We start from the raw sequence: 13434 nt of genomic DNA on the forward strand, positions 1-13434 counted from the left end.
AAAACACATTCGAACCAAGGAAGCACGTCATGAGCTGGAACGTCCGCATCGGTATCAATCCCCTGTCGTGGATGAACGACGACCTGCCGTCGCTCGGCGGCGAGACGCCGCTTGAAACGGCGCTGAAGGAAGGCGCCGAAATCGGCTACGCAGGCTTCGAGCTCGGCAACAAGTTTCCGAAGACGGGCCCCGAGCTGAAGGCGAAGCTCGCCGAGTTCGGGCTCGTGTGCGTATCGGGCTGGTATTCGGGCTTCCTCGCGGAAGTCGAACCGGGCATGACCGACGCCGATGCCGTCGCCGCGGAAATCGAACGCTGCCGCGCGCACATGACGAAGCTGCAGTACAACGACGTGAAGGTCGTCGTCTACGGCGAATGCGCGGGCACGATCCAGGGCAGCATCGACACGCCGGTCGCGAAGCGGCCGCGCTTCGTCGACGATGCAGCATGGCAGCGCTACGCGGCGCGCCTCGACGCGTTCGGCGCGCATCTGCTCGACACGTACGGAATCAAGCTCGCCTACCATCACCACATGGGCGCGTACGTCGAGTCGCCCGACGACGTCGACCGGCTGATGGCGCTGACCGATCCGGCGAAGGTGTTCCTGCTGTTCGACACCGGCCACGCATATTTCGGCGGCGCGGCCGACCCGGTGACGCTGCTGAAGAAGCATGTGTCGCGCGTGGTCCACGTGCATTGCAAGGACGTGCGGGCGCAGGTCGTCACGCAGGCGCGCAACGACGGCTGGAGCTTCCTGAACGGCGTGATCAACGGCACCTTCACGGTGCCCGGCGACGGCGCGCTCGACTACGACGCGACGCTGCGCACGCTGAAGGACGCCGGCTACGAAGGCTGGCTCGTCGTCGAGGCCGAGCAGGATCCGGCCGTCGCGCCGAGCTACGCGTATGCGAAAAAGGGCTACGAGTCGCTGCGCGCGATCGTCGACCGGTTGAGCGCGTGAGCACGCAAGTTGCCCGAACGCTTGAGCCCTACCCTATTGCGGAGCCCCACCCCATGACGATTTCTCCCCTGCTGGTCAAGGCATCTGCCGACCGCGAAATCTGCAACGTCACGCCCGAGTCGGCCGGCTGGAAGCATGTCGGTTTTCGCGCGCTGCGCCTGAAGGCCGGCGACATCGAAACGCTCGACACCGGCGCGCGCGAGCTGTGTGTCGTCGTGCTCACGGGCACGGTGCGCGCGGACGTCGACGGCGAAACCTACGATGCGCTCGGCAAGCGCGACAGCGTCTTCGAAGACGTGTCGCCGGACGCGCTGTACGTGCCGGGCGGCAAGACCGTCACGCTGGCCGCGACGCGCGATGCGGAAATCGCGCTGTGCACCGCGCCATACGCGAGCGGCGACAAGCCGGTGCGACGCCTCGACGGCGAACGGATGCGCCGCTCGGTGCGCGGGCAAGGCACCAACACGCGCTATGTGTGCGACATCCTGATGGGCGACAACCCGGCGGCCGACCGGCTGCTGGTCGTCGAGGTCGTCACGCCGGCCAGCCATTCGAGCAGCTATCCGCCGCACAAGCACGACCGCGACGCGGCACCCGACGAAACCTCGCTCGAGGAAACCTACTACCACCGGATCGACCCGCCGCAGGGTTTCGCGTTCCAGCGCGTGTACACGGACGACCGCAGCCTCGACGAAGCATGTGCGGTCGAGAACCACGACGTCGTGATGGTGCCGCGCGGCTACCACCCGGTCGTCGCGCCGCACGGCTACAACCTGTACTACCTGAACGTGATGGCCGGGCCGAGCCGCGCGTGGGCGTTCAAGAACGATCCCGCGCACGAGTGGATGCTCGACGCGGCGCCGAAGCGCTGAACGGACCACGGGCGAGCGCGCGGCCCGTGACGAGCCGACGCCGGCGCGCGAACACGACTTGCGACGATACGGAGCCGCCATGGTGACGACCTTCCTGCGCATCGATCACGCCGCGCCGCACACGGCGCTGCCGCGCTTCAATGCCGACGCCGCGCGCCGGCTCGGGGAAATCGCGGTCAATATCGCGTCGCGCCGCGGGCTGCCGATAGCGGTCGGCATCGTCGGCGAAGCGGCACCGCTGTTCTACTGCGCGCTCGACGGCAGCCGCGCGGAAGACAGCGACGCGATCCGCCGCCGGCAGAACACGGTGCTCCGTTTCGGCCTGAGTTCGCTCGAGGTCGGCGCGCAGTTTCGCCGCGCCGGCTGGTCGCTGCGGTCGCAGGGCCTGTCGGACGAAGACTACGCACTCGACGGCGGCGGCGTGCCGTTGCGAGTCGCCGGTGCCGGCCTCGTCGGTGCGATGACGATCGCGGGGCTCGACTCCGAGCGCAATCACGCGCTCGTCGTCGAGAGCCTGCGCTGGCACGTCGGCGCGAACGCGCTGGCGATGATCGCTTGACGACGTAATCGGCACCATCGGCGCACGCGCGCCGATGGTGCCGATTTGCCGTATCGCGGGATCAGTTCAACCCGCCGCTCACGACGAGGTGTTCGCCGGTCATCCAGCGCGCATCGTCCGACGCGAGGAACACGGCGACCGACGCGATGTCGTTCGGCTCGCCGAGGCGGCCGAGCGGGGTCTGGCCAAGCACCTGCGCTTCGAGATCGGAACCGATGATGCCCGCGCTGTGCGTGCCCTCGGTCACCACCATGCCCGGGTTGATCGCGTTCACGCGGATCTTGCGCGGGGCGAGCTCGAGCGCGAGCACGCCGGTGATCGCGTCGACCGCGCCCTTGGTGCCGCTGTACACCGCGCTGGCGGGCGGCGTGATGCTGGTCACCACCGAGCTGATGTTGATGATGCTCGCGCCTTCGCCGAGATGCTTGACGGCCGCCTGCGTCGTGAGCAGCACGCCGAACACGTTCGTATCGAACTGCCGGCGGTAATGTTCTTCGGTGATCGCTTCGATCGGCGCGAATTCGTACACGCCGGAATTGTTGACGAGCACGTCGAGACGGCCGTACGTGTCGATCGCCGTATCGACGATGCGCTGCGCGTCGGCTGCCTTCGACACGTCGCCGCCGACCGCGACCGCGCGGCCGCCGGCTTCGACGATCGCGCTCACCACCGCGTCGGCGCCCGCCTTGCTGCTCGCGTAATTGACGACGACCGACGCGCCTTCCGCGGCCAGCGCCCGCGCGATCGCGGCACCGATGCCCTTCGAACCGCCCGTGACGATCGCTACCTTGCCTGTCAGCTTGCTCATGATTTCATTCCTCAGTCAGAAGACTATCGATGGATGGCGCCGGTCGCCGCGTCGATGCGGCGGCCCGGCATGAGTGGCAATTTAAGGCGCCGCGCGGCGGCGATAAAGCGGCTCGACGCGAATTGTCTGGCGGGGCCAGCCGAACAATCGGTTCGGCGTCGTCAGCCGGCGCTCAGCCACGCGTTGGCGACGTCTCCGCCCAGGCCGTCGAGCGCGCCGTCGTAGACGATCCGTCCGCGCCCCATTACCGCGACGCGCGTCGTCAACCTCGGCGCAAGCTGCAATCGCTGTTCGATCAGCACGATCGCGACGCCGTCGGCCTGCAGTGCGGCGAGGCACGCACCGACTTCGTCGACCGCGAGCGGCGCGAGCCCTTCGGCCGGTTCGTCGACGATCAGCACGCGCGGGCTGCCGGCGAGCGCACGCACCAGCGCGAGCACCTGCTGCTCGCCGCCCGACAGCCGCCCGGCCCTCACGTCCGCGCGCGCGGCCAGCAGCGGAAAACGGTCGAACAGGCGTTCGAGCGCCGCGCGTTCGGCCGCGCCACGCGTGCCGCGCAGCCCGAGCTTCAGGTTGTCGCGCACCGTCAGCAGCGGAAATACATCGCGGCTTTCGGCAACGTAAGCAACACCGCGCCGCGCGATCTCGAACGTGCGCGCGCCCGCGCATTCGGCGCCGGCGATGCACACCGAGCCGGCCGTGCGCACGAGCCCCATCACGGCCTTCGCGAGCGTCGAGCGCCCCGAGCCGTTGCGGCCGAGCAGCGCGAGCGTCTCGCCCGGCGCGAGCGCGAGATCGACGCCGTCGAGCACGGGCTGCATCCCGTACCACGCGCGCAGGTCGCGAATGTCGAGCAGTGCGCTCGTCATACGCTGCCCTCGCCGAGATACGCGGCGCGCACCACCGGATCGGCGCGAATCGCATCGGGTTCGCCGGTCGCGACCACCGTGCCGCGCACGAGCACCGTGATGCGTTCGGCGAAGCCGAACACCGCATCCATGTCGTGCTCGATCATCAGCACCGTGCGGCCCTGCGTCGTCGCCCGGATCAGCGCGATCATCCGCGCCGCCTGCGTGCGGCTCATGCCGGCCGTCGGCTCGTCGAGCAGCAGCGTGCGCGCGCCGCTCGCGAGCGCGATCCCGAGATCGAGCGCGCGCTGCTCCGCATAGCCCAGTTCGGCGGCCGGCGTGTCGCGCCGCGCGTCGAGACCGATGTCGTGCAGCACGCGCGTGGCCGCGAGATCGACCGACGCCGATTCGCGCAGCCGGTTCCACCAGCGCCGCCGCTCGGCCGGCGCATGCAGCGCCGCGCAGCGCAGGTTGTCGAATACGGTCAGCCGCGCGAACGCGCTCGTCTGCTGGAAACTGCGGCCGATGCCGAGGCGGCTCGCGACGACCGGCCCGCGCCCGCGCAGCTCGACGCCGTGCAGCACGACGCGCCCGCGGGTCGGCCGCGTCGCACCCGCGATCACGCCGAACAGCGTCGACTTGCCTGCGCCGTTCGGCCCGATCAGCGCATGGCGCTCGCCGGCCGCGATGCTCAGCTCGACGCCGTCGAGCACGGTCTGCGCACCGAAGCGCTGCGTGACGCCATGCAGCGCGATCGCATTGCCGTTCATCGCCCGTCCTCCCGCTTGCCGGCCCGCGTGCCCTGCACGAGCCGCGCACGCCAGCCCCACAGCAGCGCGCCGATGCCGGCCGCCGAGCATGCAACGGCCCAGCCGGCCGGCGTATCGGCGTCGATGCCCCAGGCGCCGAACGCGAAGCCCGTGCCGTCGTCCTGCGCGAAGCGCCACGCATAACCGAGCTCGGCTGCGCAGACGATCGCAACGCCCCAGAACATGCACGCGCCGACGCCGCACAGCATGCGCCACCGCTCGGCCGCCGGCGCGCCGCGGCGCAACGCATGCACGAGCGCTTGCGCGATGCCCGCGATCCCGCGCGGCGCAGCCACCACGATCACGACGAACAAGACGCCCAGATACAGCGCCCACGCGCGCGACACGCCCGCGACGACGATGCTGAGCGCGGTCAGCATGGCCGCGCCGGCCGCCGGCCCGAAGAACGCGCCGGTGCCGCCGATCACCGCGGCGATCAGCACGGTCGCCGAGCGCGCCATCGACACGCTGTCGGGCGTCGCTATTTCGACGTCGATCAGCGTCAGCGTGCCGGCGATGCCTGCGAAGAACGACGCGCAAGTGACCATCGCGAGCCGCACGCGGCGCGGATCGGTGCCGAGCGCGGCAACGCGTTCCGGGTTGTCGCGCACCGCGTTCGCGAGCCGCGCGAGCGGCGTGCGCGTCAGCGCATGCATGGCGAACGCCGACACGACGCACCATGCGGCGATCACCGCGTATGCCTGCACCGGCGCGCCGAAATGCCAGCCGCCCCACGGCGTGCCGCTCGCGCGATCGATCGGCACGCCGCCGATGCCGCCGAACCACGCGGGCACGCTCCACGCGGCGGCCGCGACGCATTCGCCGAGCCCGAGCGTGATCATCGCGAACGCGGTGCCTGACCGGCGCGTCGCGAGCAGACCGGCGACGAAGCCGAAGCCCGCGCCGGCCATGCCGCCGACGAGCGGCAGCAGCGGCAGCGGCCCGCCGAAGCGGTTGAACCAGTGCGCGGCCGCGAATGCGCCGAGGCCCGCGAACGCCGCATGCCCGAACGACAGCAGCCCGGTCGTGCCGAGCTGCAGGTTGTACGACAGCGCGAGCACGACGAGCGCGGCCGTCTGCGCGAGATAGCCGAGCACTGCGCCGTGCGGCCACAGCCACGCGGGCAGCACGACGCACGCGGCGAACAGCGACCAGCGCGCAAGGCCGGCGAGCACGCGGCTACGCATCGGCACGCTCGCCGAACAGCCCGCGCGGCCGTGCGACCAGCACCGCGACGAGCAGCAGGTACGGTACCAGCGGCGCCAGCTGCGCGATCGACACCGCGGCCACGCTGTCGGGCAGCGCGACACCGGCCCATTGCGCGAGGTCGCGCAGCGACGTGTCGCTCGCGGCCGCGAAGGTCTGCGCGAAACCGACCGCGAGCGATGCGGCGAACGCGCCGCCGAGCGAACCGAGCCCGCCGATCACGACGACCGCGAACACGACCGACCCGACGGTCTCGGCCAGCGCGGGTTCGATCACCGCGAGCGGCGCGCCGATCACGCCGGCCAGCGCCGCGAGCGCGGTGCCCGCGCCGAACAGCGCCGTCATCACGCGCGGCACGTCGTAGCCGAGCGCCTCGACGGCCGCGCGATGGGTGAGCGCCGCGCGCACGACGAGCCCGATGCGCGACACGCGCAGCAGCGCGCCAAGCGCGACCAGCATCGCCGTCGACATCCCCATCATGAACAACCGGTAGCGCGGCAGCGCGAGGCCGAATACGGTCACGGGTGCGCCGTCGAACAGCGTCGGCACGGGCGCCGGCAGCGGCGCGAGCCCCCACAGCAGTTTCGCGCCCTCGCCGATCAGGTACGCGAGGCCGAAGGTCAGCAGCAGCTCGCTCGTATGGCCGCGCGCCTGCACGCGGCGCAGCAGAGCGCGTTCGCAGCCGGCGCCGAGCAGCCCGACCGCGAGCGGCGCGAGCACGAGCGCGGGCCAGAAGCCCGCGCGCGCCGCGATGCTGTAGCCGAGATACGCGCCGAGCATGTAGAAGCTCGCATGCGCGAAGTTCAGCACGCCCTGCACGCTGAAGATCAGCGTGAGACCCGCCGACAGCATGAACAGCAGCAAACCGTAGCTGAGGCCGTTGAAGGCCTGGAGCGCGACCGCGTGCACCGCGAACCGTCAGGCCGCGAGCGGGTCGAGCGCGGCGCGCAGCGCGTCGGGCAGCGGCACCGGGCGACGCGTGCCGCGATCGACGTACACGTGCACGAAATGCCCCTGCGCGGCGGGCGATGCGTCGCCTTGCGCAAACAGCCCGACCTCGTAGCGCACGCTCGACGTGCCGAGCTTCGCGACGCGCAGCCCCGCGTCGACCGACTGCGGAAACACCAGCGGTGCGAAGTAGTTGCACTGCGTCTCGACGACGAGCCCGATCGTCTGCCCGTGCTCGACGTCGAGCACGCCCGCGCGGATCAGGTACTCGTTCACGACGGTGTCGAAATAGCTGTAGTAGACGACGTTGTTCACGTGCCCGTAGACGTCGTTGTCCATCCAGCGGGTCGTGATCGGCAGGAAGTGGCGGTAGGCGTCGCGGGAACGCGGCTGCGGCTTGTCGGACATGGCGATGGCGGTCAGGACGATGGGGACGATGAAGACGAAGCGCGGCGGCCGGGTGGCACGGCGCGCCGGCAACAGGCGAAGCGCCGCGTCGCGGTCGCGCGCGGCACGTCGGATGAAACCCTGCGGACGGGCCGGCCCGTCACTGCCCCGGCCGGTCGACGAATTCGAAATCGAGGCCGCGCGCGCGCATCCAGTCGGCGAGCGCGACGCCCGTGCCGGCGCGCCACGGGCGCAGCAGCGGCGGCTCGACGAGCCGGTATTCGAGCAGTTCGGGCGACAGCGCGACCGTGCCCGACGCGCGCACGTGGTACGCGATGATCAGTTCGTTCTTGCGGATGAATTCGTAGACGCCGACGAGCGACACGTGCTCGGCCTTCAGCGCCGTTTCCTCGAACACCTCGCGCGCGATGCCGTCCTCGGGCGTCTCGCCGTTCTCGAGGAACCCGGTGATCAGCGCGAACATCCCTTCGGGCCAGGCCGCATTGCGCGCGAGCAGGATCTTGCCGTCGAGCTCGACGATCGCGGCGACGACGGGCAGCGGATTGTTCCAGTGGACATAGCCGCAGGTATCGTCGGGACACGCCTGGCGGACGCGGCCGCCCTCATGTTCGGGATCGGCGCGCTCGGTCAGCGGGCTCGCGCAGCGCGGGCAAAAGCGGTAGTCGGCGGTGGTCATCGATGGGGATCTGGCGGACGCCCGGCGGCCGCCTGCCGGCCGCCCGCGCACCCGCTCGGCGCGGGAAAGGCTTCCATTCTAGCGAGTTTGCCCGCACCGCAGACGATCCGGCCCCGCCGGCGTCAGCGTCGCAGGCGGCCCTTTGCCGCGATCGCCGCGAAGCCGGCGGCACCCACGAGCAGAGCGGCCACCGCGACCCACAACGCGGGGGAAAACGACCCGAAGCGCGCCGCAAGCGGTGCCGCGACGAGCGGCCCGATAATCTGCCCGACCCCGTACGACGCGGTCGCATAGCCCATCAGCCCGGCCGCGCGCTCGCCGTGCAGGCGCCGCGCCTCGCGCATCGCGAACAGCGTGATCGCGGTGAACGGCAGCCCGAGCAGCGCGCTGCCGACCGAGAAGCCGAGCGCGTTCGGCCACACGATCCCGGCCGCGATGCCGAGCGCCTGTGTCGCACAGCCGGCCGCCAGCAGCAGCCGGTTGTCCCAGTGCCCGGGCAGTCGCGCGGCGGCGATCGCGCCGACGATCAGCGCCGCGCCGAACATCGGCCAGAACAGGTCGGGCCACGGCGAACCGGCCGGCAGCACGGCGCGCGCGATCACGGGCAGGAACGTCGCGGTGATGATGTAGCCGAAGCCCGGCGTCCCGTACAGCACGACGAGCCACGCGGCATCGGCTCGATGGCGGCGCGCGTCGGCCGGCGCCGCGGAGGCCGCGTGCGGCGTGGTGCCGGCCGGCGGCACGGCTTGCGCCGGCGCGACCGCAAAGGTGCGCCAGATCGCGACCGACAGCACGGCCGACAGCGCCGCGAAGCCGAGCCAGCCCGACGCTGCCGGCCGGCCGGCCAGCGCGCTGCCGATCAGCCCCGTCAGCACGATGCCGACGCCGGGCCCCGCATAGATCACTCCGCTCCACTCGGGCGCGTGCAGTTCGGCCAGGCGCCGCAGCCCCCATTGCGATACGAACACGAACGTCCACGCGCTGACGACACCCGCGACGAAGCGCACCGCGAGCCACACGGGCAGCAGGTGGCCGATGCCCATCGCGGCGGTGAGCAGCACGGTGGCCGCGAGCCCGAAGCGGACCATCCGCGCGGGCGCGACGCGCAGCGCCGCGCAACTGACCGCGCCTGCGAAGTAACCCGCATAGTTCGCCGATGCGAGCCAGCCGCCGGCCTTCAGGCCGATCGAGCCGTCCGCGAGCATCAGCGGCAGCAGCGGCGTGAACGCGAAACGGCCGACGCCGAGCACGACGGCGAGGCCGACCATGCAGGCCAGCGCAGCCGCGCGGGCGCGTCGGTCGGCCTGATCGGACGGAAGCGCGCCGGCGGCGGCGGTCGGGGCATCGGAGCGGGACATGGCGGCAAGGGCCGGAGCACGACGCGCCGGCCGGATCGGAAACCGGAATGCATCCATCGTAGCTTGACCAGATGATCTCGAAAAATGAATAATTAAGAATCCATCCATCGCTTGGAGAGAATCATGGATCTGGCGGCGCTGGCGATTTTCCGGGCGGTCGTGCGCGAGAACGGCGTGACGCGCGCGGCGGCGAAGCTCAATCGCGTGCAGTCGAACGTCACGACGCGCATCAAGCAGCTCGAGGAAGAACTCGGCGCCGCGCTGTTCGTGCGCGACGGCCGCCGGCTCGTGCTGACGCCGGCCGGGCACACGCTGCTGCCGTATGCGGAGCGGCTGCTGGCGCTCGCCGACGAGGCGCGCGACGCGGTGCGCGAGGACACGCCGCGCGGGCGGCTGCGGCTCGGCACGATGGAAAGCACGGCCGCGAGCCGGCTGCCGACCGTGCTCGCGCGCTATCACCATGCATGGCCCGACGTGTCGCTCGAACTGGTGACGGGTACGACGGGCTGGCTGATCGGCAAGGTGCGCGACTTCGAGATCGACGCCGCGCTGTTCGCGCGCCCGCCCGCGCCGGACACGCTGCCCGACACGTTCGAGACGGTGCCGGTCTTCCGCGAGGATCTGGTGCTGCTCACGCCGCGCGGCCATCCGCCGGTGCGCACGCCGCGCGACGTGATCCTGCCGACGCTGATCGCGTTCGAGCGCGGCTGCACGTATCGCAAGTACGTCGAGCAGTGGTATGCCGCGCATGGGATGAAGCCGGCACGCGTGCTCGAACTCGGCTCGTATCACGCGATCGTCGCGTGCGTCGCGGCCGGCGCAGGCATCGCGGTCGCGCCGCGTTCGGTGCTCGACCTGCAGCCCGAGACCGGCAACATCGCCGCGCACACGATTCCCGAACTCGAAGGCATCGATACGCTGCTCGCGTGGCGGCAGGGTTATGCGTCGGCGGCGCTCGCCGCGCTGCGCGATGCGCTTGGCGAAGCCGCGCGGCAGCCGGACCCGGCGCAGAAGCCGCGCGTGGCGCAGCCGGCCTGACGCGATCCGCCGACGGACGCACGACGACGCATCCGCGCGCCGCCCGTCTGCATGGCCGGCTACCGCTCGTGCGTCAGGCATGGCGGCGGATCAGCCACCTGCACCCCGTGCAAACGCAAAACGACCCGACCGGCCAATGGCCGATCGGGTCGTTTCGTTTCATGCGATTCCGCCAAAAGAACCGAGCGGTGCCGGCCGGCGCTCCGCCCTCTCGGGCGCCGCGCCGGCCAGGCCGATCAAAGACGCTCTTCGACCCAGCCCTTGACGCCGGCCAGCGCGCCCGGCAGGTTTGCCGGCTCGGTGCCGCCTGCCTGCGCCATGTCCGGACGGCCGCCGCCCTTGCCGCCGACCTGTTGCGCGACGAAGTTCACGAGCTCGCCGGCCTTGACCTTCTTGCTCGCGTCGGGCGTGACGCCCGCGATCAGGCTGACCTTGCCGCCTTCGACGGCCGCCAGCACGATCGCCGCGCTCTTCAGCTTGTCCTTCAGCTTGTCGACCGTTTCGCGCAGCGTCTTCGCGTCGGCGCCGTCGAGCGTCGCGGCCAGCACATACACGCCGCCGATTTCGATGGCCTGCTGCGCGAGCTCGTCGCCCTGGCTCGATGCGAGCTTCGACTTCAGCGCGCCCAGTTCCTTCTCGAGCGACTTCACCTGGTCCTGTACCTGCGCGATGCGCTGCGTGAGTTCCGACGGCTGTGCCTTCAGCGCGGCCGCGGCTTCGTTCACGCGGGCGTCGAGCTCCTGCACGTAGCGCACCGCGTTGTCGCCGGTGATCGCCTCGACGCGGCGGATGCCGGCCGCGACGCCGCCTTCGACGACGATCTTGAACAAGCCGATGTCGCCGGTGCGGTGCACGTGCGTGCCGCCGCACAGTTCGCGCGAGAAGCCGAGGTCGAGCACGCGCACTTCATCGCCGTACTTCTCGCCGAACAGCGCCATCGCGCCGCCCTTCACCGCTTCGTCGTACGGCATCACGCGCACGATGCCCGGCGCGTTCGCGAGGATTTCGTTGTTGACGATCTGCTCGACGCGACGAATTTCGTCGTCGGTCATCGGCGCGTTGTGCGCGAAGTCGAAACGGGTTTTTTCGGCGTCGACCAGCGAGCCCTTCTGCTGCACGTGCGCGCCGAGCACCTCGCGCAGCGCCTTGTGCATCAGGTGGGTGGCCGAGTGGTTGCGCTGCGTGCGCGCGCGGCGGTGCGCGTCGATTTCCGCGCGCATCACGTCGCCGACCTTCAGCGTGCCCTGCTCGAGCGTGCCGTGGTGGCCGATCACGTCGGCCTGCACCTTCAGCGTATCGGCCACCGCGAAGCGCGTCGACGCATTCGCGAGCACGCCCTGGTCGCCGACCTGGCCGCCCGATTCCGCGTAGAACGGCGTGTGGTCGAGCACGACGACCGCATCCTGGCCGGCCTTCACTTCGTTGACCGACGAACCGTCGACGTACAGCGCGACGACCTTCGCGTCGTCGAACGCGATTTCCTCGTAGCCGTGGAAGGTGGTCTTCGCGCCCGTGTATTCGAGGCCCTGCGTGGCCTTGAACTTGCCGGCCGCGCGCGCCTGCTCGCGCTGGCGCGCCATCGCGTCGTCGAATGCCGGCTCGTCGACCGTCATGCCGCGCTCGCGGCACACGTCGGCCGTGAGGTCGAGCGGGAAGCCGTAGGTATCGTGCAGCTTGAACGCGAGTTCGCCGTCGAGCACCTTGCCGCCCTTCGCTTCGACGTCGGCCAGCGCGCCCTCGAGGATCGACATCCCGTGCTCGATCGTTTCGAAGAAGCGCTCCTCTTCCTGGCGCAGCACGTCGGTCACGCGCTGTTCGGCTTCCTTCAGCTCCGGATACGCGCCGCCCATCTCGGCGACGAGGTCGGCCACCAGCTTGTGGAAGAACGAACCCTTGCGGCCGAGCTTGTAGCCGTGGCGGATCGCACGGCGCACGATCCGGCGCAGCACGTAGCCGCGGCCTTCGTTGCCGGGGATCACGCCGTCGACGATCAGGAACGAGCACGCGCGGATGTGATCGGCGATCACCTTCAGCGAGTTGTTGGTGAGGTCGCTGATCTCGGTCACGCGCGCGGCGGCCTTGATCAGGTTCTGGAACAGGTCGATCTCGTAGTTGCTATGCACGTGCTGCAGCACCGCGGCGAGGCGCTCGAGGCCCATGCCGGTGTCGACCGACTGCTTCGGCAGGCGGGTCATGTTGCCCTGCGCGTCGCGGTTGAACTGCATGAACACGAGGTTCCAGATCTCGATGTAGCGGTCGCCGTCTTCCTCGGCCGATCCCGGCGGGCCGCCCCACACGTCCGGGCCGTGGTCGTAGAAGATTTCCGTGCACGGGCCGCACGGGCCCGTATCGCCCATCGTCCAGAAGTTGTCGGACGCGTAGCGCGCGCCCTTGTTGTCGCCGATCCGGATGATGCGCTCGGCCGGCACGCCGACTTCCTTCGCCCAGATGTCGTACGCCTCGTCGTCTTCCTGGTAGACGGTGACCCACAGCTTTTCCTTCGGCAGCTGGTAGACCGTGGTCAGCAGCTCCCACGCGAAGCGGATCGCGTCGTGCTTGAAGTAGTCGCCGAACGAGAAGTTGCCGAGCATCTCGAAGAACGTGTGGTGGCGCGCCGTGTAGCCGACGTTCTCGAGATCGTTGTGCTTGCCGCCCGCGCGCACGCTGCGCTGCGCCGTCGTGGCACGCGAATACGGGCGCTGGTCCGTGCCGAGGAAGACGTCCTTGAACTGGACCATGCCCGAGTTCGTGAACATCAGCGTGGGGTCGTTACCGGGCACGAGGCTCGACGAGCGGACGATCGTGTGGCCCTTCGATTCGAAGAATTTGAGGAATTTCTCGCGGATTTCGGCAGCTTTCATGGCGTGCGGGGACAGTCTGGCAAAGACGGCTTCAAACGCCGTCGCCCCAGGCGGGGCGCGCGGCGGCATGGATTCGGAAACGAT

13 protein-coding genes are annotated in these 13434 nt (G+C 70.3%); 4 read left to right on the forward strand and 9 right to left on the reverse strand.

Annotated elements, in window-relative coordinates; all coding sequences use genetic code 11:
- Positions 1-29 precede the first annotated feature (29 nt).
- From iolE to BT264_RS33270, 3 genes are all read left to right on the forward strand, one after another.
- The gene (iolE, locus tag BT264_RS33260) at positions 30-959 is read left to right on the forward strand and encodes a myo-inosose-2 dehydratase (RefSeq protein WP_072444372.1); all 930 of its coding nucleotides are present in this window, start codon (positions 30-32) and stop codon (positions 957-959) included.
- A gap of 53 nt (positions 960-1012) precedes the next feature.
- Entirely contained in the window at positions 1013-1831 is an 819-nt protein-coding gene (gene iolB, locus BT264_RS33265) for a 5-deoxy-glucuronate isomerase (protein ID WP_072444374.1), read from the forward strand.
- 79 nt (positions 1832-1910) lie between these two features.
- A complete protein-coding gene (locus BT264_RS33270) occupies positions 1911-2390 on the forward strand; it encodes a heme-degrading domain-containing protein (protein WP_072444376.1) in 480 nt (159 codons plus the stop codon).
- Positions 2391-2451: 61 nt separating this feature from the next.
- On the opposite strand, the gene BT264_RS33275 is transcribed toward BT264_RS33270, so the two are convergent.
- From BT264_RS33275 to BT264_RS33310, 8 genes are all read right to left on the reverse strand, one after another.
- Positions 2452-3198, reverse strand: coding sequence for an SDR family NAD(P)-dependent oxidoreductase (locus BT264_RS33275; protein WP_072444378.1), 747 nt, complete (start codon positions 3196-3198; stop codon positions 2452-2454).
- A 161-nt stretch (positions 3199-3359) separates the two neighbouring features.
- The gene (locus tag BT264_RS33280; protein WP_072444380.1) at positions 3360-4067 is read right to left on the reverse strand and encodes an ABC transporter ATP-binding protein; all 708 of its coding nucleotides are present in this window, start codon (positions 4065-4067) and stop codon (positions 3360-3362) included.
- Positions 4064-4816 (reverse strand): ABC transporter ATP-binding protein, encoded by a 753-nt coding sequence (locus BT264_RS33285; RefSeq protein ID WP_072444382.1) that lies wholly within the window; start codon positions 4814-4816, stop codon positions 4064-4066. Before BT264_RS33285 ends, BT264_RS33280 begins: the two co-directional genes overlap by 4 nt.
- Positions 4813-6042, reverse strand: coding sequence for a branched-chain amino acid ABC transporter permease (locus BT264_RS33290; RefSeq protein ID WP_072444384.1), 1230 nt, complete (start codon positions 6040-6042; stop codon positions 4813-4815). Before BT264_RS33290 ends, BT264_RS33285 begins: the two co-directional genes overlap by 4 nt.
- Positions 6035-6970 carry a branched-chain amino acid ABC transporter permease gene (locus tag BT264_RS33295; RefSeq protein WP_072444386.1) on the reverse strand — a complete coding sequence of 312 codons (936 nt, stop codon included), beginning with the start codon at positions 6968-6970 and terminating at the stop codon, positions 6035-6037. Before BT264_RS33295 ends, BT264_RS33290 begins: the two co-directional genes overlap by 8 nt.
- A 9-nt stretch (positions 6971-6979) precedes the next feature.
- Positions 6980-7417, reverse strand: a complete 438-nt coding sequence (locus BT264_RS33300) for an acyl-CoA thioesterase (RefSeq protein WP_047901196.1) — start codon at positions 7415-7417, stop codon at positions 6980-6982.
- Positions 7418-7556: 139 nt separating this feature from the next.
- Positions 7557-8093 carry an NUDIX domain-containing protein gene (locus BT264_RS33305; protein ID WP_072444388.1) on the reverse strand — a complete coding sequence of 179 codons (537 nt, stop codon included), beginning with the start codon at positions 8091-8093 and terminating at the stop codon, positions 7557-7559.
- Between the two features lie 122 nt (positions 8094-8215).
- Positions 8216-9451 (reverse strand): YbfB/YjiJ family MFS transporter, encoded by a 1236-nt coding sequence (locus BT264_RS33310; RefSeq protein WP_072444422.1) that lies wholly within the window; start codon positions 9449-9451, stop codon positions 8216-8218.
- Positions 9452-9574: 123 nt separating this feature from the next.
- Between BT264_RS33310 and BT264_RS33315 the strand changes: the two genes are divergently transcribed.
- Entirely contained in the window at positions 9575-10489 is a 915-nt protein-coding gene (locus BT264_RS33315) for a LysR family transcriptional regulator (protein WP_072444390.1), read from the forward strand.
- A 236-nt stretch (positions 10490-10725) separates the two neighbouring features.
- Here the strand turns inward: BT264_RS33315 and alaS are convergent, their stop codons facing one another.
- A complete protein-coding gene (gene alaS / locus BT264_RS33320) occupies positions 10726-13350 on the reverse strand; it encodes an alanine--tRNA ligase (RefSeq protein WP_072444392.1) in 2625 nt (874 codons plus the stop codon).
- Positions 13351-13434: the final 84 nt, after the last annotated feature.

Source organism: Burkholderia sp. NFPP32 (assembly GCF_900119325.1).
GTDB classification, from domain to species: domain Bacteria; phylum Pseudomonadota; class Gammaproteobacteria; order Burkholderiales; family Burkholderiaceae; genus Burkholderia; species Burkholderia pyrrocinia_C.

Excerpts from the sequence above, each read along its gene's own strand:
- BT264_RS33305 (WP_072444388.1), bottom strand. The coding sequence starts at position 8,093 with ATGACCACCGCCGACTACCGCTTTTGCCCGCGCTGCGCGAGCCCGCTG.
- BT264_RS33275 (WP_072444378.1), bottom strand. The coding sequence starts at position 3,198 with ATGAGCAAGCTGACAGGCAAGGTAGCGATCGTCACGGGCGGTTCGAAG.
- BT264_RS33280 (WP_072444380.1), bottom strand. The coding sequence starts at position 4,067 with ATGACGAGCGCACTGCTCGACATTCGCGACCTGCGCGCGTGGTACGGG.
- BT264_RS33270 (WP_072444376.1), top strand. The coding sequence starts at position 1,911 with ATGGTGACGACCTTCCTGCGCATCGATCACGCCGCGCCGCACACGGCG.
- BT264_RS33310 (WP_072444422.1), bottom strand. The coding sequence starts at position 9,451 with ATGTCCCGCTCCGATGCCCCGACCGCCGCCGCCGGCGCGCTTCCGTCC.
- iolB (WP_072444374.1), top strand. The coding sequence starts at position 1,013 with ATGACGATTTCTCCCCTGCTGGTCAAGGCATCTGCCGACCGCGAAATC.
- BT264_RS33300 (WP_047901196.1), bottom strand. The coding sequence starts at position 7,417 with ATGTCCGACAAGCCGCAGCCGCGTTCCCGCGACGCCTACCGCCACTTC.
- BT264_RS33315 (WP_072444390.1), top strand. The coding sequence starts at position 9,575 with ATGGATCTGGCGGCGCTGGCGATTTTCCGGGCGGTCGTGCGCGAGAAC.
- BT264_RS33285 (WP_072444382.1), bottom strand. The coding sequence starts at position 4,816 with ATGAACGGCAATGCGATCGCGCTGCATGGCGTCACGCAGCGCTTCGGT.
- BT264_RS33290 (WP_072444384.1), bottom strand. The coding sequence starts at position 6,042 with ATGCGTAGCCGCGTGCTCGCCGGCCTTGCGCGCTGGTCGCTGTTCGCC.
- iolE (WP_072444372.1), top strand. The coding sequence starts at position 30 with ATGAGCTGGAACGTCCGCATCGGTATCAATCCCCTGTCGTGGATGAAC.
- alaS (WP_072444392.1), bottom strand. The coding sequence starts at position 13,350 with ATGAAAGCTGCCGAAATCCGCGAGAAATTCCTCAAATTCTTCGAATCG.